Origin of the sequence: Nostoc sp. PA-18-2419 (genome assembly GCF_005869855.1) — a bacterium.
Lineage (GTDB): Bacteria > Cyanobacteriota > Cyanobacteriia > Cyanobacteriales > Nostocaceae > Nostoc.
The window spans coordinates 61251-78172 of sequence record NZ_SZNH01000008.1 but is presented as its reverse complement, the minus strand read 5'-3'; the positions used below and the strand labels follow the sequence as shown (position 1 = coordinate 78172).

The 16922-nt window shown below is 41.3% G+C and carries 14 protein-coding genes and 1 tRNA gene; 6 read left to right on the top strand and 9 right to left on the bottom strand.

The annotated features are described in order from the left end of the window. Positions 1–464: 464 nt before the first annotated feature. Positions 465–1235 carry a hypothetical protein gene (locus FCR06_RS10495; protein ID WP_138499307.1) on the bottom strand — a complete coding sequence of 257 codons (771 nt, stop codon included), beginning with the start codon at positions 1233–1235 and terminating at the stop codon, positions 465–467. A gap of 410 nt (positions 1236–1645) precedes the next feature. After that, positions 1646–2254, bottom strand: a complete 609-nt coding sequence (locus FCR06_RS10490; protein WP_138499305.1) for a J domain-containing protein — start codon at positions 2252–2254, stop codon at positions 1646–1648. A 29-nt stretch (positions 2255–2283) separates the two neighbouring features. Between FCR06_RS10490 and FCR06_RS10485 the strand changes: the two genes are divergently transcribed. Beyond that, positions 2284–3378, top strand: coding sequence for a tocopherol cyclase family protein (locus FCR06_RS10485; RefSeq protein ID WP_138499303.1), 1095 nt, complete (start codon positions 2284–2286; stop codon positions 3376–3378). Between the two features lie 596 nt (positions 3379–3974). On the opposite strand, the gene dnaN is transcribed toward FCR06_RS10485, so the two are convergent. Continuing rightward, entirely contained in the window at positions 3975–5138 is a 1164-nt protein-coding gene (dnaN, locus tag FCR06_RS10480; protein WP_138499301.1) for a DNA polymerase III subunit beta, read from the bottom strand. A 417-nt stretch (positions 5139–5555) separates the two neighbouring features. Here dnaN and FCR06_RS10475 point away from each other — a divergent pair, with 417 nt between their 5' ends. The 3 genes from FCR06_RS10475 to trxA all read left to right on the top strand — a co-directional run bounded on the left by FCR06_RS10475 (position 5556) and on the right by trxA (position 8154). Continuing rightward, the gene (locus FCR06_RS10475) at positions 5556–6086 is read left to right on the top strand and encodes a YdcF family protein (protein WP_138499299.1); all 531 of its coding nucleotides are present in this window, start codon (positions 5556–5558) and stop codon (positions 6084–6086) included. A gap of 187 nt (positions 6087–6273) precedes the next feature. Next, entirely contained in the window at positions 6274–7437 is a 1164-nt protein-coding gene (locus FCR06_RS10470) for a GuaB3 family IMP dehydrogenase-related protein (protein ID WP_138499297.1), read from the top strand. A gap of 393 nt (positions 7438–7830) precedes the next feature. Then, positions 7831–8154: a thioredoxin gene (gene trxA / locus FCR06_RS10465; RefSeq protein WP_099072817.1), complete on the top strand. Its 324-nt coding sequence runs from the start codon at positions 7831–7833 to the stop codon at positions 8152–8154. 318 nt (positions 8155–8472) lie between these two features. On the opposite strand, the gene FCR06_RS33495 is transcribed toward trxA, so the two are convergent. Then, complete coding sequence (locus FCR06_RS33495) at positions 8473–8652, bottom strand: MarC family protein (protein ID WP_223280098.1); 180 nt, start codon at positions 8650–8652, stop codon at positions 8473–8475. A gap of 289 nt (positions 8653–8941) precedes the next feature. Between FCR06_RS33495 and FCR06_RS10455 the strand changes: the two genes are divergently transcribed. Then, complete coding sequence (locus FCR06_RS10455) at positions 8942–9754, top strand: carbon-nitrogen hydrolase family protein (protein WP_138499295.1); 813 nt, start codon at positions 8942–8944, stop codon at positions 9752–9754. A gap of 190 nt (positions 9755–9944) precedes the next feature. Here FCR06_RS10455 and fba read toward each other — a convergent pair whose 3' ends face one another. From fba to pdhA, 5 genes are all read right to left on the bottom strand, one after another. Continuing rightward, the gene (fba, locus tag FCR06_RS10450; RefSeq protein WP_138499293.1) at positions 9945–11024 is read right to left on the bottom strand and encodes a class II fructose-bisphosphate aldolase; all 1080 of its coding nucleotides are present in this window, start codon (positions 11022–11024) and stop codon (positions 9945–9947) included. A 238-nt stretch (positions 11025–11262) separates the two neighbouring features. Further along, a complete protein-coding gene (locus FCR06_RS10445) occupies positions 11263–11409 on the bottom strand; it encodes a hypothetical protein (protein ID WP_223280097.1) in 147 nt (48 codons plus the stop codon). Between the two features lie 39 nt (positions 11410–11448). After that, positions 11449–11520: transfer RNA gene (locus FCR06_RS10440), tRNA-Lys, on the bottom strand. 60 nt (positions 11521–11580) lie between these two features. Further along, the gene (locus FCR06_RS10435) at positions 11581–12450 is read right to left on the bottom strand and encodes an aldose epimerase (protein WP_138499291.1); all 870 of its coding nucleotides are present in this window, start codon (positions 12448–12450) and stop codon (positions 11581–11583) included. Positions 12451–12595: 145 nt separating this feature from the next. After that, positions 12596–13630: a pyruvate dehydrogenase (acetyl-transferring) E1 component subunit alpha gene (pdhA, locus tag FCR06_RS10430; RefSeq protein WP_138499289.1), complete on the bottom strand. Its 1035-nt coding sequence runs from the start codon at positions 13628–13630 to the stop codon at positions 12596–12598. A 921-nt stretch (positions 13631–14551) separates the two neighbouring features. On the opposite strand from pdhA, the gene FCR06_RS10425 reads away from it, so the two are divergent. Further along, positions 14552–16870: an IMS domain-containing protein gene (locus FCR06_RS10425; RefSeq protein WP_138499287.1), complete on the top strand. Its 2319-nt coding sequence runs from the start codon at positions 14552–14554 to the stop codon at positions 16868–16870. Positions 16871–16922: the final 52 nt, after the last annotated feature.

Genomic DNA, 16922 nt, shown 5'->3' with positions numbered 1-16922 from the left:
TACATATCGGCAGCTTGGGGCGGTTTCTTGAAGATTGGATAATTCAGAGTTAATTAATTCAACTAAGGTGGACAGTTTTCGCGATCGGTTTACAGAGAATTGTACATCCTTATATATTCTAACTAGGCAGGCATTTTCTGGCTGTGCTTTCTAAAACCTCCAATATAACTCGATCAACACAAGGCTAAAACACATTTAACGGATGCCACAACCTAAGAGCGATCGCCAGAAAATTAGAGCGGGAGGTACAGGCTCTAACTTAAAAGTTTTAACTTAACTTTTAACCTGTTTGTACCTTGCTCTTAATCTAGCATTGTGTTTGTTGGGGAACAATAGGCGTTTACTAAACTTGAGTACCATTAATTTCTCGTAACAATTTTGAAATATTGCTTAAAATTTGTCCCACTTGTTATATGTTCGCGTTAATACCAACATTATCAAGTGGGCTGAAAGTTCAGAAGCTATTATCGACCAGAACCATCTGTAGTAGTGTCACCTGCGGTAGAAGAACCACTATCAGATGTACTCTTTGACTGATCTACTCCTTGAGGTAGAGTAGTTTTAGATGTGTCACTTTTCGTACTCGGAGTCAGAGTATTAGTAGAAGTATCGCCCTTGGTTTGCGAACTTGGAGTATTAGTAGTTGAATTTGTGGCTGGAGTTGGTGTAGCTTTCGGGGTTAACTGGATTACAGAAGGTGCTTTTTGTGCCGCAGGCTGCTGGGGTGGAATAGTAATGTTAATATTCGGTTGGCGAGGTGGAGATGGAGGTGTGACCTGCTGTTGTGGGACAGGGACAGGAACAGGAACGGGTACTTCCCTAGTTCTTTCGATGATCGTCGTTTGTGGTTGAGGAGAAGCACTAGGAGTAGGACTGCTATCACTCGTCGGTACAGGAACCAAAACTGGCGCGGTATTGTCAACGGCTGTGTCAGTGCGCTGATTAAAATACCATACGCCGCCTACAACCAAACCCAGCACGGCAGTAACGAGAATGCCCAAGAGCAAACCACGACTAGCATTATTTTCATCACGTTCGGCTAAATCAGCTTGCTGGTATTTACGCTCAGTATTTCGACCTTGTACGTAACCGTTAGCGTAAGAGTTGGGCTTAGCTGTGTTGTTGACTGTTTCACTGGTTCGTGTCAAATGCGTGTGAGTATTACCATTAACATCAGTGTAAGATTCTTGCTTGACTTCACTGCTTTGTCTTTGGCGTTCATTAGGAATAGACATAACTGTTGATTTCACTCCTCAGATAGGATATTGACAAACTAAAGTTTTCTCAGAACAAAAGATTTTAATGAATTGAAAAATATATGTTGCTGATAAAAAATGAGTTCTATTTGCTACTCAACTGTTGGTAATTCTCAGGATAACCTCTACGATCGCCCAACTGGCTCTATCTTCAGGAAGCTAATACTTAATCAAAAGAAAGAGTAGCCCAAAGATAGATGTTATTATCCTGTCACCTGATATTTGAATCTAAAATCTAGTAATTTACATTAGGTAAACATGATTTATCTCGAAGTGATCGCTCATACTAAGAAATTAGCGCCAAATATCCCTATACTTAGTATTATATAAATATCAGTATTAACTAACTTCAGGTATGATATCGCTATTTGAAGCGTTAGTTGCTAATTTCATATCCAACGCCGATTTAGCCGCAGTAAAGACTTTATTTCTTGACAAAATCTTGTTAGCAGTTTAGGGTTTGATACGCGTCTTGGTGATGACGAACTACGCCTAGCACCCGGATTTCTTAACTCTTGTTCTATCTCTTTAGCTTTATTTAAATCTGAAGTAGCTCTATATTCGTATCCCAGTTGAGAGCAAACTAGCCCACGATATTTATATGCGTCAATATAATGAGGATTGAGATGAATTGCGCGGGTAAAATCAGCGATCGCATCCTCATATCTTCCATTAGTGGCATTCTCTACTCCTAAAGTATAAAAAGCTTCTGCATCCCAACGTTTGACAGAAACTTTTGTGGGATTTTTTGGCGAAGATGAGGATGGATTTGCGGTAGTAGGAGGCTTAGATGAATATTCAGACTTGAGTTGATTGTAAGCCGCGTTGATTTTTTTAATTTTTTCTTCAGCTTCCTGTTTTTGCTTTTGCTCAATAAAGCGATCAGGATGCCAGATTTTCACCAGTTTACGGTAAGCTCGCTTCAGCTGTGCCGGCGAAGCACCGGGTTCCAGCCCCAAAATTTCATAAGCATGATTGATATCGAAATCGTCGCGCATACTGAAAAAATCAGCAACTATCTAAATCCATGTTAACTATTCCTCTAAATCTCTTTGGGTCAACCCAAACACCTCATTCTGGTTATCACTGGGATGAAAGTAGTCGCCGCTTCTTTGAAGGTTGGTATTATCGTGTCACCTTACCAGAAATTGGGCAAACATTCGCCTTTATGTACTCCATTGAAGATCCCATCGGCGATAAACCTTATAGTGGCGGTGCAGCCCAAATTCTCGGCCCAGATGATGAATATTTATGCCGTACTTTTCCAGATGTGAAGAAATTCTGGAGTAGTCGAGATGTTCTAGCTTTGGGCCATTGGGGTAAGACTGATTTACAAATTTCTCCCTTGTACCTTCTACCAACAGAATTTGAGCATTATGTTCCAGAAGGTTATCAAGCCACAGCAACATTAAATCAGGGAATGATTCGCGATCGCGCTACTAATAATTATTGCCGTTGGCAGTATGAAATTCAACCAGTATATGGCTGGGGCGATCAAGATAGCATTCAGCAATCAACCGCAGGTTGGCTATCATTTTTACAGATTTTTGAACCTGGATGGCAAATTTTAATGGCTCACGGTTTAGCCAGGGGTAAAATTGACTGGAATGGCAAAATTTATGAATTTACCGACGCCCCAGCTTACGGTGAGAAAAATTGGGGCGGTGCTTTTCCCCAAAAATGGTTTTGGTTAAATTGCAACTGTTTCGAGGGCGAACCAGACTTAGCCTTAACTGCTGGTGGTGGACGGCGCGGTGTCTTATGGTGGATGGAATCTGTAGCGATGATTGGTTTGCACTATCAAGGCAAGTTTTATAAATTCGTTCCCTGGAATTCCCAAGTAAATTGGGAAATTCAGCCTTGGGGTAGATGGCAGATGAAAGCTAGTAACTCTGATTACGAAATCGAATTGATAGGAACCACCGATTTACCTGGTACACCGCTACGTGCGCCCACAGCCGAAGGTTTAAGCTATTGTTGCCGAGACACCATGCAAGGAAAGCTAAATTTAGAGTTACGAAAACTAAATGGTACAAAATCTCAAATCCTCCTCAAAGCACAAAGTTTTCTTTGCGGTCTAGAAGTCGGCGGTCACCCTTGGAATAATAGTTGGCAGTCTTAGTAAAAATGCTATAATTTCAAACATGGCATTTTTTGGGGCTGTAGCTCAGTTGGATAGAGCGAGCGCCTCCTGAATCATCGGGCACCATAAAGGAAACTTTATGAGTGAATGTGGTTGAATTCGGTGAACCCTAAAGAGTGAAAATTTCCTTCTTTTAAAATGGTTGTTGTTATTGTCACAAGCATCACAAAAGCTGTTTTGAGGAAGTTGGATTAGTTGTTTGTTGACACTTCATGGGAATACCGAGCCAAGCTTGATTCTATTCAAGAAGGTGTAGAGACTAGGTAGCCACCACCTAAAGCTTAAAAGTCTATGGTGAAGGTATAGTCCAGAGAGTGGGGAAACTCACACAAATCTGAAGCGCTAGGTCGTGCGTTCAAGTCGCACCAGTCCCGTTAAAATAATTCGTAATTCGTAATACTCGCCTTCGGCGAGAAGCAAGCTATGTAATTCGTAATATAAGATGTAGGGTGTGTTATGCCGTAGGTTAATGCACCATCAACAATTACAAGGTGTATTGCGATCTACGCTCAATAGAAACCGAGTAAATCGCAGATACTCTTAAAAAGCTGGCTATATAATAAAAACTAAAATTTTTAATTTCTTAATTGGACTGGCATAGCTAAATAAGTCATTTTCAAACCACCCAGTGGCGTAAAAATTACTGGAGTTAGGCTTTGATTCAAATGCATTTGAATTTCGGAAGATGGTATCTCTTTTAAGCCTTCCATTAAATATTTAATATTAAAAGCAATTTCTATATTTTCTCCAGAAATTTGTGCTGGCATAGGCTCTCTACCACTACCCACATCTTGAGCTTCACAAGATAAGATAATTTCTTGGGCTTCGCTATCAATGCTAAGTTTCACAATATTATTTTTCTGATCTGCTAGGACAGCAATTCGCTCTAATGTGCTGATGAATTGTCGTCTCTCAATTGTTACTTGTCGCTCAAATTGACGCGGAATCAATTGCCGATAAGTAGGATATTGCCCTTCTAATGTACGACTGGTCAAGCGCTGATTTTGCCATGCAAAGACAACTTGACCTTGTTCTAAATATAAAGCTACAGGTTCATCAGATGAAGCACTATGAGCTAGCATTCGTTGTAGTTCGCGTAATGCTTTAGCTGGTACAGTTACTTCTAGTTGACTAGTTCCATCTAGAGGACGCTCGTTGCTAGTTTCTACTACTGCTAGGCGATGTCCGTCTGTAGCTGCAAATTCTAAGATATCTTGTTTAACTGTTAAATGCACTCCAGTGAGTACTTGTTTGGTTTCATCAGCACTGGTGGCAAACAATGAACCTCGTAATCCTTCAATTAATGCAGCGCTAGTCAGATGGAGTACTTCGGTATTTTCAATTATCGGTAGTTCGGGAAATTCCTCAGCCCCCATTGCTCGTACCTGATAATATCCACTCTTTGGTGTGAGTGTAACAATTAAACCTTCGCTGCTCCCTGTTGCACCTGTCAGGGGTGATTCATCATCTAAAGTAATTTCTCCCTCTGGTAGACGAGATGTGATGTCTACAAGTAACTTAGCAGGAAGTGCGATCGCTCCTCCTTGCCATACCTCGGCGTTAAAACTAGTACGGATACCCAAGCTCAGATCAAAAGCTGTTAAGCTTACCTGGTTAGTTTGAGCATCCGCTTGTAGCAACACATTAGCAAGTACCGGATGAGTCGGTCTTGAAGGTACAGCACGACTGACGAGTGAGAGGTTTGTACTAAGGTCACTTTGGGCGCAAACTAATTTCATAAGTCAGATTTTGCTGGTGAAAGATATCGTAACATCCTTATTGTTTATAAGCGAATGGCAAGATCGACGAACTAGGGGAGACTTGGATGAGAATAAGGAAGTTAAAAGGTAAAACGCAAAAGTAAAAAATCTTTTGCTTTTTCTAAAATCAAATGATATGAAGTGGCTAGAACCCTTTGATGGATTGTCGGATACAGGTTAGGATAATCCTTCAATTAGAGGAATATCTTAAAGTAAAGCGCGATTAAGCGTGTCTCAACGAAAAATCGCCCCAATCAAAGTTTGGGTATATTCTTTTGGCAGGTTGCTACTCTACTATCAATTATCGTTTTTCTAATTAAAGAAAATTTTCGAGTCAGTAAATTAACTTATCGAGCCTTGAATAAGCTACTCTTTACAGGTAAATCTTTTAAATTTATGGTTTTTGTCCTACCGCTAGTCATGTGGTGGGGATACAAAGAAGTACAAAACCAATTTGTGCAGCCGCAAGCTGTGATTGTCTTAGGTGGTTCAACAAAACGTTTAGAGCGAGAAAAGTTTACGGCAGAATTTGTACAGAAGCATCCAAATATACCAATTTGGATTACGGGCGGTAGTCCACCAAAGTTTACGGAACGAGTGTTTACCAAAGCCGGTATCGATCGCAAACGTTTACATTTAGACTATGAAGCAGTTGATACAGTGACTAATTTTACTACGTTGGTGGATGATTTGCAAGCTCGTGGCATTAAGAGTGTTTATTTAATTACTTCAGACTTCCATATGCGCCGGGCTTGTGTGATTGGGGAAATTATTTTGGGTAGTCGGGGTATTTATTTAAAACCAGTGCCGGTTCCTTCAGAAAACCCCCCTGAATCTATTGAAAAATCTATTCGCGATGGAGCTAGAGCCATACTTTGGTTAGCAACTGGTTACACCGGAGTAGATCCAACTAAAAATAAACGCTAAATCTAATCAATTTTAGATTTTAGAATTAAGAGAATTAATGCTAATAATTCAATGATTAATCATTGGTTATTGGACGAATGATTAAGGATAGCCCTTAGTAATTGCCTGTGCAGTCGGAGAAAAAAATGCCCCACTTTCTCCCACAATTTGATACCCTAGCTTAAACAGAATTGAGAAAAGTTAAAGCGTGGAAATTCAACTTGGGCGAGGAAAAACAGCTCGCAGAGCTTACGGAATAGATGAAATTGCTCTAGTCCCCGGTAACAGAACTCTAGACCCTAGTTTGGCAGACACTAAGTGGCATATTGGCAATATTGAGCGAGAAATCCCGATAATTGCCAGTGCGATGGATGGCGTAGTAGATGTTCGCATGGCTGTACGTTTATCACAGTTAGGAGCATTAGGTGTCCTCAACTTAGAGGGTATTCAAACTCGCTATGCCGATCCAGAACCCATATTAGATCGGATTGCTTCTGTCGGAAAAGATGAATTTGTTGCCTTGATGCAAGAACTCTATGCCGAACCAATAAAGCCAGAATTAATTGAAAAACGTATTCAGGAAATTAAACAACAAGGTGGGATTGCGGCTGTGAGTGCGACTCCAGCAGGAGCAAGCAAATATGGTGAGGCGGTGGCAAAAGCTGGGGCAGATTTATTTTTTGTGCAAGCTACAGTGGTTTCGACTGCACATTTATCACCAGAGTCTTTAGTACCACTTGATTTAGCAGAATTTTGTCGTTCAATGCCTATTCCTGTGGTATTGGGGAATTGTGTAACTTACGAAGTCACTTTGAATTTGTTAAAAGCTGGTGCAGCTGGTGTACTAGTGGGAATTGGCCCTGGTGCAGCTTGTACGTCTCGGGGAGTATTGGGTGTAGGTGTGCCACAAGCAACTGCGATCGCTGATTGTGCTGCGGCACGAGATGATTACTACAACGAAACTGGTAACTATATCCCAGTCATTGCTGATGGTGGTTTAATCACTGGTGGCGACATTTGCAAATGCATCGCCTGCGGTGCCGATGGTGTAATGATTGGTTCCCCCTTTGCCAGAGCCGCCGAAGCCCCAGGACGCGGTTATCATTGGGGCATGGCGACTCCCAGCCCAGTCTTACCTCGTGGCACCCGTATTCGCGTTGCCACTACTGGGAGCCTGGAGCAAATACTTGTTGGTCCTGCAGGACTAGATGATGGCACTCACAATCTTTTAGGTGCCTTAAAGACAAGCATGGGTACCTTGGGAGCTAAAAATATAAAAGAAATGCAGCAGGTGGAAGTTGTAATTGCTCCTTCCCTATTAACTGAAGGCAAAGTTTACCAAAAAGCTCAGCAATTAGGGATGGGGAAATAGAATTGGAGCATGGGGTATGGGGAGATGAGGCAGATGAGGAAGTATGGGGAGTGTAGGGAGATTAGAAAAAAGCAACAATTTTTGGCATCCTTCCCACACTCATAATCCCCAATACCCAATTTCCAACATCAAAGTTCTTAAATAAATTTTTCAGGCCCCTAAACAATTCCTGGAAAAATCTTATCTGTCGCCTACAATAGAAATAGCGGAGACGCATGTTTCCGTTCACTCCTCACACCACACTCCGCCCGGACTACTGTTCGGGCGGTTCCTTATGTTTATGAATAAATTCTAAAGCTTCTTTGCAAATGTACATCCTCGACTCCAAAGCAGATGTTTTTGCTATGGTAGAATTTTCACGAAGCTCAGATATATTTGGCGAAGGTTTTAGGCATGTCAGCAGCCGCACAAGTTACGGATTCTACTTTTAAGCAAGAAGTACTCGACAGCGATGTACCCGTTTTAGTTGACTTTTGGGCACCCTGGTGCGGACCATGCCGTATGGTAGCTCCTGTTGTCGATGAAATCTCCGAACAGTACAAAGGTCAAATCAAAGTCGTCAAAGTCAACACGGATGAAAATCCTAATGTTGCCAGTCAGTACGGCATCCGCAGTATTCCCACATTAATGATTTTTAAGGGTGGACAAAAAGTCGATATGGTGGTTGGCGCTGTGCCTAAAACTACATTAGCTACCACTCTGGAAAAGTATCTTTGAAACTCAATTGGCAGGAAAATCCTGTTGAGTTGTATATTCTGTTGTAACTTTAAGTTAATTTTTGCAAACAAGTTTGAAAGATGTTAATTCCTCATTTTTCAAACTTGTTTACATTTGGAGATAATTTAATAATTTTTTCATATTTTCAGGAGTTTTCTAGCTCATAAGCAACTCCTCAATTTCCGTATGACCAATTATCACTGCTAGCGTCGCCAACAGAAAACCTAAAAGTCCAGTCCTAATTACTCCACCAAGAACAGGGTGCAGGGTTGCTAAAAAATTAGGTATCTAATTCTCCCCGCCGCATTTGTAAAGAAATTAACAGTAATAATCCTCTGATACTTGTAAAAATCTAATACTGATTTTTAAATAATTTAAAATTACCTGTACCGTAAAATCAAATAGCAAAATAAGTGCGATCGCGACGATAATTAGTTTATCTATAACTTTGCTTGTTTCTTCTGGCGTTATACCTTTAGTCAAAACTAAAACAACCACTCTATGTCCGCAGTGCTAAGACAAATACAGCCAGGAAGCGATAAGTGTCTAACTCAGAACAGAGATATTTACAACAGGTAACTTTTATCAAGGTTTGCTCACAACCTGAACACAATCGTGCTTAGTTTGCTAGAACTTAGAAGAAGATTATAAATAAGCAATGGCAATAATAAGCCTGTTTAAAAAAAGCAACAATTTTTGCATTTTTAATTAAGTTCCCCAAATGTTGAAGTAGCGATATATTTTGATAATCTATTTTCCATAAATCAACTATTTCGTTGTTGAATCTATGAAGTCTTATTTAGCCGCCGCTATTCAATTAACCAGTGTGTCCAATCTCCAAAAAAATTTGGCACAGGCAGAAGAATTAATAGATCTTGCCGTGCGTCAAGGTGCTGAATTAGTAGGTTTGCCAGAAAACTTTTCCTTTATGGGAGAAGAAAAAGACAGACTCGCGCAAGGGGATGCCATTGCTATTGAAAGTGAAAAATTTCTCAAAAAAATGGCTCAGCGCTTTCAAATCACCATCTTGGGCGGCAGCTTTCCACTTCCAGTAGACAATACAGGTAAAGTTTATAATACCACTCTACTCATTGAGCCAAGCGGTGAAGAACTTGCCCGCTATTACAAAGTACACTTATTTGATGTTAATGTCCCTGACGGCAACACCTATCGTGAATCCAGCACTGTTGTCGCTGGTACACAACTACCCCCCGTTTATTTTTCAGATAAATTTGGTAATTTAGGACTTTCTATTTGTTACGATGTCCGCTTTCCAGAACTGTACCGTCATTTAGCTGATAAGGGAGCCGATGTCTTATTTGTTCCCGCTGCTTTTACCGCCTTTACTGGCAAAGACCATTGGCAAGTATTATTGCAAGCAAGAGCGATCGAAAATACTGCTTACGTTATTGCTCCTGCCCAAACAGGCAACAACTATGACCGCCGCCAAACCCACGGACACGCAGTGATTATCGACCCTTGGGGAGTAATTTTAGCTGATGCTGGGGAAAAGCCGGGAATTGCGATCGCTGAAATCAAACCCACCAGGCTTGAACAAGTCCGCCGTCAAATGCCTTCATTACAGCATCGGGTATTTTAGAAACTGGGAATGTGAGAAGAATAATCGGGGTGGATAGCTTTTGATAATATCCCCACACTCCTAAGCATCAATGCTCAATCCTGAAGAATAAAACAAAAAACCGGGTAGTCACCCGGTTTATGCCAATATTAGAATCCTCAGTCTTTTAGGAGCATAGCAGTACTGTGCACCTTTTTATTCTTTAGAGAGATTAAACTTTGGCTGCTGACTTGGTAATAACATTGAGTTCACCTTTAGCATACTTAGCAGCAAAATCTTCCAAAGTAATTTGTTTAATCTTGCTTGCGTTGCCAGCCGTACCAAATTCCTTATAACGTTGAGCACAAACCTTCTGCATATATGTAATAGAAGGTTTGAGGAAGTGACGAGGGTCAAATTCCTTGGGATTTTTTGCCAAAGCTTCACGTACAGCAGCGGTAATTGCCAGACGGTTATCGGTGTCAATATTTACCTTACGTACACCGCTCTTGATACCTTTTTGGATTTCTTCAACAGGTACGCCGTAGGTTTCAGGAATTGCACCGCCGTATTGGTTAATCAGCGCCAGCAAATCTTCAGGTACAGAGGAAGAACCGTGCATTACTAAGTGAGTATTAGGCAAACGGCGGTGAATTTCTTCAATGCGGCTGATCGCCAAAATTTCCCCAGTTGGCTTACGGGTAAACTTGTAAGCACCGTGGCTGGTGCCAATAGCAACTGCCAAAGCATCTACTTGGGTTTGCTCTACGAAATCAACTGCTTGGTCTGGGTCGGTTAGCAGTTGAGAATGATCGAGTGTACCCTCAAACCCGTGACCATCTTCAGCTTCACCAGCACCAGTTTCTAGAGAACCCAAACAACCGAGTTCGCCTTCAACACTGACGCCTAGAGCATGAGCTACATTTACAACTTCGCGGGTGACACTGACATTATACTCAAAGCTTGCAGGGGTCTTAGCATCAGCTTCTAAAGAACCATCCATCATCACGCTGGTGAAGTTGTTCTTAATTGCTGAATAGCAGGTAGCAGGGGCATTACCATGATCTTGGTGCATGACAATGGGAATCTGAGGATAGGTTTCTACCGCTGCTAAAATCAGGTGGCGTAGGAAGTTTTCTCCTGCATAATTACGAGCGCCACGAGAAGCTTGCAAAATTACGGGGCTATCTGTCTCTACAGCAGCCTTCAGGATCGCCTGAATCTGTTCCAAATTATTAACGTTGAAAGCTGGGATGCCGTAGCCGTTCTCAGCCGCGTGATCCAACAGCAGCCGCAATGGTACAAGCGCCATAGATAGTCCTCCTAATGTGGTTGTCAGCTAGTCGGTGTGAGAGAAGCGTAATAATCACGCTAAATCTTAAGAGTTTTTTCAACTTATAGGAAATTATAACTAGTGTTGTGTGCTTATGTTGAAAAAGTTTAAGCTAAAGTTACTATAAATATGCCGTATAGTGCTGTAGAGTCAGTTACCCCAAGGTGAAAGGCTTTGGTAGCCCTGTATGCCAAATAATTTACCAAAAGCGATCACCTCAGCCTAAATCTGCTAATTTCTGCATAAATGCTGCGTGTTCGGGAGATTCCAAGCCTGCTTGTAAAATAGTTAACACAGTTTGCATATTCCCTGCTAATAACTCTGTAACTGCTAACCACAATCCTAGAAAAACCCGACTTTGCAAAATTCCGTTAGTATCATTAGCTAACTTTCATTAACTCTATGGGTCGCCCGGGATTCGAACCCGGAACTAATCGGTTAAAAGCCGAGTACTCTACCGTTGAGTTAGCGACCCCTTCGTTGATTTCGCAACTTTGCCATCATAGCATAGATATCTGTAGATTTGTAAAGGGGTTTAGAAAAAATTTGCTGTTAAGCGTATAGATGCTGTATAGCTACCCTGTGGATCTAATACAGTTAGATATTCACCAGTGTTTAGAGAGTTGCGAGGAGCGCTCCACGGTTCTAGACAGTAGAAGTCTTTGCCCCTAAGTGTCCAAAATACCAAAATGGGATATTCATCGCCATAATCTAGAGTCAACTTGAGCTTACGGTTATTGTCCGTCACTGTTGCTGATTTACTAGTTAATTGCTTAAAGGCAACATCAATTTCATCCTGGTTGAAATCAAAATTCCCATAAAATGAGTGACTTTCTTTGGTTATCTGGTTTTGATACTCTTGAGAGGGAATTTCAAACTCTAGCGCAGTTTTATCATGCGTTAGAAAATAAGGGTGAAAACCTAAGGAAAAGGGCAATGATGCAGATGAAAGATTTTTACACTGTTGGTGAATTTCTAAGGTATTACCTTGGAGTTCATAAGTGAAAACTAGTTGAAAGTCAAAAGGATAAACTATCCGTGTTTGGTCATTGCTGTTGAGAATGAGGGTAAGACTAACTTTATCTTCAGCTACTTGCTCAGTTACTTGCCAAGGTAAATCACGGGCAAAGCCGTGTTGTTTGAGAGTGTATTCTTTGCTGTTATAGGTATAAGCGTTATCCGGTAAATTGCCACAAATCGGAAACAAAATAGGATTTCCGCCCCTGACGCTTAAATCAGAATTAGTAAAGCGTTCAGCGTCTAGATAGAAAATTTCTTGCCCTTGGACGCGCCAACGAGTAATAATACCACCGCGTTCTGGGACAACTTCTAATTGAGAATTAGCGGTTTCATCTGAAAGGATGTAGGTTTTGTATTGTTGCTGTTGAAGTGCAATGGTAAACACAAGTTTTAGTCCTAATGGGGAGCGGGGAGATCAGAAGATAGGGGAGATGGGGAGAATAGCTCTTAACTCTTGGAAAGACTTGGGTTAATCCTTGTCTGTACTCAGCACTCCCAATGCTCAGTCTTTACTCCCTACTCCCTAAAGATTACTCATCTTCTGCGAAAACAAAACGATATAATTCGCTGGGGTCTGGTTCTGGGCTACTTTCGGCGAATTTTACTGCTTCGTCGATAAGTTCTTGAATTTTACGGTCAATGCCTTTGATTTCTTCCTCGTCCGCCAGGTTTTGTTTAATTAAGTAAGCTGCCAACTTTTTAATTGGGTCACGAGCAAACCAAAATTCTTTCTCAGATTTACTTCGCATTTCATCGGGGTCTGCTAAGGAGTGACCCCGGAAGCGGTAGGTAAGTGCTTCAATTAATGTTGGACCTTCCCCAGCACGGGCGCGGGCTACGGCTTCTTGCGCTACAGCACGCACTGCTAGCACGTCCATGCCGTCTACTTCTGTGCCCACCATGTTAAACACACTGGCTTTTTTGTAAATCTCTGTCTGGGAAGTTGCGCGATCGTGAGCCATACCAATTGCCCACTTATTATTTTCTACCACAAAAAGAATTGGCAGTTTCCAAAGAGCTGCCATGTTTAACGTCTCGAAAAACTGACCGTTGTTAGCTGCACCGTCGCCAAAAAAGCAAGCTGTCACTTGGTCAGCACTTTCGTCTTTTAGCACTTCGCGACGGTATTTGGTTTGAAAAGCCGCTCCAGCCGCTACAGGAATTCCCTCTGCCACAAACGCATAGCCACCTAGCAAGCGATGTTCGGCAGAAAACATGTGCATAGAACCACCGCGCCCTTTGCTGCAACCTGTGGCTTTGCCAAATAACTCTGCCATTACCTCTTTTGCTGGTACTCCCGCACTCAAAGCATGAACGTGGTCGCGGTATGTACTACAAACGTAATCTTCACCCGGTCGCATCGCCTGGATAACGCCAGTGGAAACGGCTTCTTGACCGTTGTACAAATGGACAAAACCAAACATTTTGCCCCGATAATACATTTCAGCGCATTTATCTTCAAACAAGCGCCCTAATACCATGTCCTCATATAACCGCAACCCTTCTGCTTTAGTAATACGCGTATTAGCAGCATTAAATGTGGGTAAAGTACGCTCTTGAACCATTATTTTTGAATATCCCTGTTGTACAACTTAAAGTTACGGTCTTAAATAAGTTGGCCTGATAACGCTTTAGGATTTAACAGTTATCAGTTAGCCAGTTTCATCGTTTGGGTTTAAGTTCACCACGATATGCCTGATAACTGTTCACTGTTGAGTGTTCACTGATTTAATTAATGCACCAAAAAAGGACTTTAGGGAATAGGTAATCGGGAGTGGGGGAGATAAAGGAGACCTTGAGTCCAGGGCAGAATAACTCCTCACCCTTGGAAAGACTTGGGTTAACCCTTGTCTGTACTCTTAACTTCTAACTCAGCATTCACAACTTTTTTGCCCAATGTCGTATGCTTAGTGAGGATTTAATACCGTAATAAATATCTACGGCTTTGGGTTTTTTATTTCACTAATTCCCCTTGATAGACTACCAATCGAGATAGACTGGTTTCTGCATATCCATTAACAATTTAAAAAAAAGAAGGCAAAAGTCTATATATCCAAATAGGTAATTGTAATTAGAGGTGAATTATGATATGATTTTGGTCTCGTGTTATCAGGGTCAACTCCCAAAAGTAGTAGTTTATTGACTGCATACTTAGAAAAATCCCGAAAAAATCAATCACTAGATTCTTGTAACCACAACATTTATCCCGTCATCATAAGCGGTAGTTGTGGTTTATGGCATTGAATGGTTGACTATAGTCGTATTAAACCAAAAATACTAAGAATTAAAACAAAAAGCTGAGACTTTCTAGGCGAAGGCAAAAAATTAGTACTAGAATGTGACTCAAAATTTCGGGAAGGTACAAAACAAGTAGTTGCAATATACACTTGTAGAGTAGATTCTACACGGCATTATTATGGCACGGTTTTACTGGCCTGGAACGCTCTAGGTAAATTATGTTGATCGCGGTGCAGGGGAAGTAGGCTGTGCGAATTCCGCTAGATTACTACCGAATTTTAGGACTACCGTTAGCGGCAAGTGATGAACAATTGCGGCAGGCATACAGCGATCGCATTGTACAATTGCCAAGACGTGAGTATTCAATGACAGCAATTTCTTCTCGTAAACAACTTATAGAAGAAGCTTACGTGGTTTTATCAGATCCAAAACAACGCAGTACCTACGATCACCTTTATCTTGCCCACGCCTATGACCCTGATAACGTTGCTACTGGCACAGTAGCAGCAGAAAATCCCAGAGAAAGCTACAAAAAAGGTGTCGATCCCCAGAATTTGGGCATTGATGTATCACAAGACGAATTAGTTGGTGCTTTGTTGATTTTGCAAGAATTAGGGGAATACGAACTTGTACTGAAACTTGGTCGCCCGTACCTGATAAATAAAAATGGTGTTTCAAATAACAACAAAGGCAGTAATTTAGTAGAAGAAGAAATCCCCGAAAGTGCCGAACGTCCGGATGTTGTTCTCACTGTTGCTCTTGCTTGTTTAGAATTAGGACGCGAACAGTGGCAACAAGGTCACTACGAAAATGCTGCTATATCCTTAGAAACAGGTGAGGAGTTGCTAGTACGTGAAGGGTTGTTCGCTACTGTACAAGCAGAAATTCAGGCAGACCTTTACAAATTACGACCCTATCGAATTTTAGAGTTATTGGCACTACCTCAACAAAAGACTGCCGAACGACGCCAAGGTCTGGAATTATTGCAAAACCTTTTAGAAGATCGGGGCGGGATTGATGGGACAAAAAGCGATCGCTCTGGTTTAAATATAGATGACTTTCTGCGATTTATTCAGCAATTGCGTAATCATTTAACAGTCGCAGAGCAACACAAGTTATTTGAAGCAGAAAGTAAACGTCCTTCTGCTGTTGCCATTTATTTGGCGGTTTATGCTTTGATAGCAAGAGGATTTGCTCAACGACAACCGGCTTTAATTCGTCAAGCAAGGCAGATGCTAGTACGTCTGGGTAATCGCCAAGATGTACATTTGGAACAGTCGCTATGTGCATTACTCTTAGGACAAACCGAAGAAGCAACTCGTGTTTTAGAACTTAGTCAAGAGTACGAAGCTTTAGCATTTATTCGAGAAAAATCTCAAGACTCTCCAGATTTGTTACCAGGGCTGTGTTTATATACAGAACAGTGGTTGCAACACGAAGTATTTCCACATTTTCGAGATTTGTCAAGCCAGCCAGCTTCCCTTAAAGAGTACTTTGCTAACCAACAGGTACAAGCTTATTTAGAAGCATTGCCAACTGACGCACAAACAACTAATGAATCAGGTGTAATTAATCCCCAGCTTTTTCAACAGACACAAACAAATAATCCATATTTTCACAACAATTCAACTGGGTTTCGACAATTTGATCGCAATCCAACGCCTGACCCAGATTTTTCAGAAGCACCAACAAAAGAAAAACTTGAATATCCTAATTTCTCACCACCAAGGCGGAATTCATCTGAAAGTGTCAAACCAGAAATAACTGCTGCACAGCTTCCTACTGCTGAACGCATGACCAGAGGTAATAATCAGCATTGGAATGGTTCAGCTAGAGGTACTGCACCCAGTCAAAACCAAAAGCGGAGGCGAAGAAAACCTACTCAACCTGTTAGTCGAGAACGTATACCAGATAATCGTCCTCGTCCTCGTTCTCGGCGGCGGCGAACATTTGCTAGCACTATAGAAGGGAAAACACGGCTAGTGTGGAGAGTGTTTATTTCTCTAGTGGTTATATTAGTTTTCTGGGTGTTAGCCACAGCAGCTTTTGGATGGATAAAAAATCTATTTTTTCCTTCACCACCTACGCGTGATTTACAGTTGTTAGTACAAATAAATCAACCACCAGTATTTATTCCTGACCCAAACAAGCCTGAATTATCAGATGGGCCTCTCACAAATGCAACAGCAGAAGAAGTAATTCAGGCTTGGCTATCTACCAAAGCCGCAGCTTTAGGACCTAATCATCAAATTAATAATTTAGAGCAGATTTTAGCAGGTTCAGCTTTGTCTCAATGGCGGCTAATAGCTCAACAAGACAAAGTAGATAACCGCTACCGCAAGTACGATCATAGTCTGAAGATTGAGTCTGTAGAAAAAGTTGATTTATTTAGCGATCGCGCTGCTGTGGAAGCTACAGTCAAAGAAGCCACAAAGTTATATGAAAATGGTCAATTTGAAGGTTCTTCTAATGATAAGTTGCGAGTTCGGTATGATTTAATTCGATATAGAGGTAAATGGCGTATTCAGAGTATTTCCGTTGTCGAGCAAATAAGTTGGAATTTTTAGGTGATGTTTACGAAAAGTCAAATAATTTGGGATTTTAAATTTTAGTAGATGC

Bases quoted from the DNA above. Each gene is read 5' to 3' on its own strand.
- FCR06_RS10455 (WP_138499295.1), top strand. From the start codon at position 8,942: ATGAAGTCTTATTTAGCCGCCGCTATTCAATTAACCAGTGTGTCCAAT.
- FCR06_RS10475 (WP_138499299.1), top strand. From the start codon at position 5,556: ATGGTTTTTGTCCTACCGCTAGTCATGTGGTGGGGATACAAAGAAGTA.
- FCR06_RS10495 (WP_138499307.1), bottom strand. From the start codon at position 1,235: ATGTCTATTCCTAATGAACGCCAAAGACAAAGCAGTGAAGTCAAGCAA.
- dnaN (WP_138499301.1), bottom strand. From the start codon at position 5,138: ATGAAATTAGTTTGCGCCCAAAGTGACCTTAGTACAAACCTCTCACTC.
- fba (WP_138499293.1), bottom strand. From the start codon at position 11,024: ATGGCGCTTGTACCATTGCGGCTGCTGTTGGATCACGCGGCTGAGAAC.
- pdhA (WP_138499289.1), bottom strand. From the start codon at position 13,630: ATGGTTCAAGAGCGTACTTTACCCACATTTAATGCTGCTAATACGCGT.
- FCR06_RS10485 (WP_138499303.1), top strand. From the start codon at position 2,284: ATGTTAACTATTCCTCTAAATCTCTTTGGGTCAACCCAAACACCTCAT.
- trxA (WP_099072817.1), top strand. From the start codon at position 7,831: ATGTCAGCAGCCGCACAAGTTACGGATTCTACTTTTAAGCAAGAAGTA.
- FCR06_RS10490 (WP_138499305.1), bottom strand. From the start codon at position 2,254: ATGCGCGACGATTTCGATATCAATCATGCTTATGAAATTTTGGGGCTG.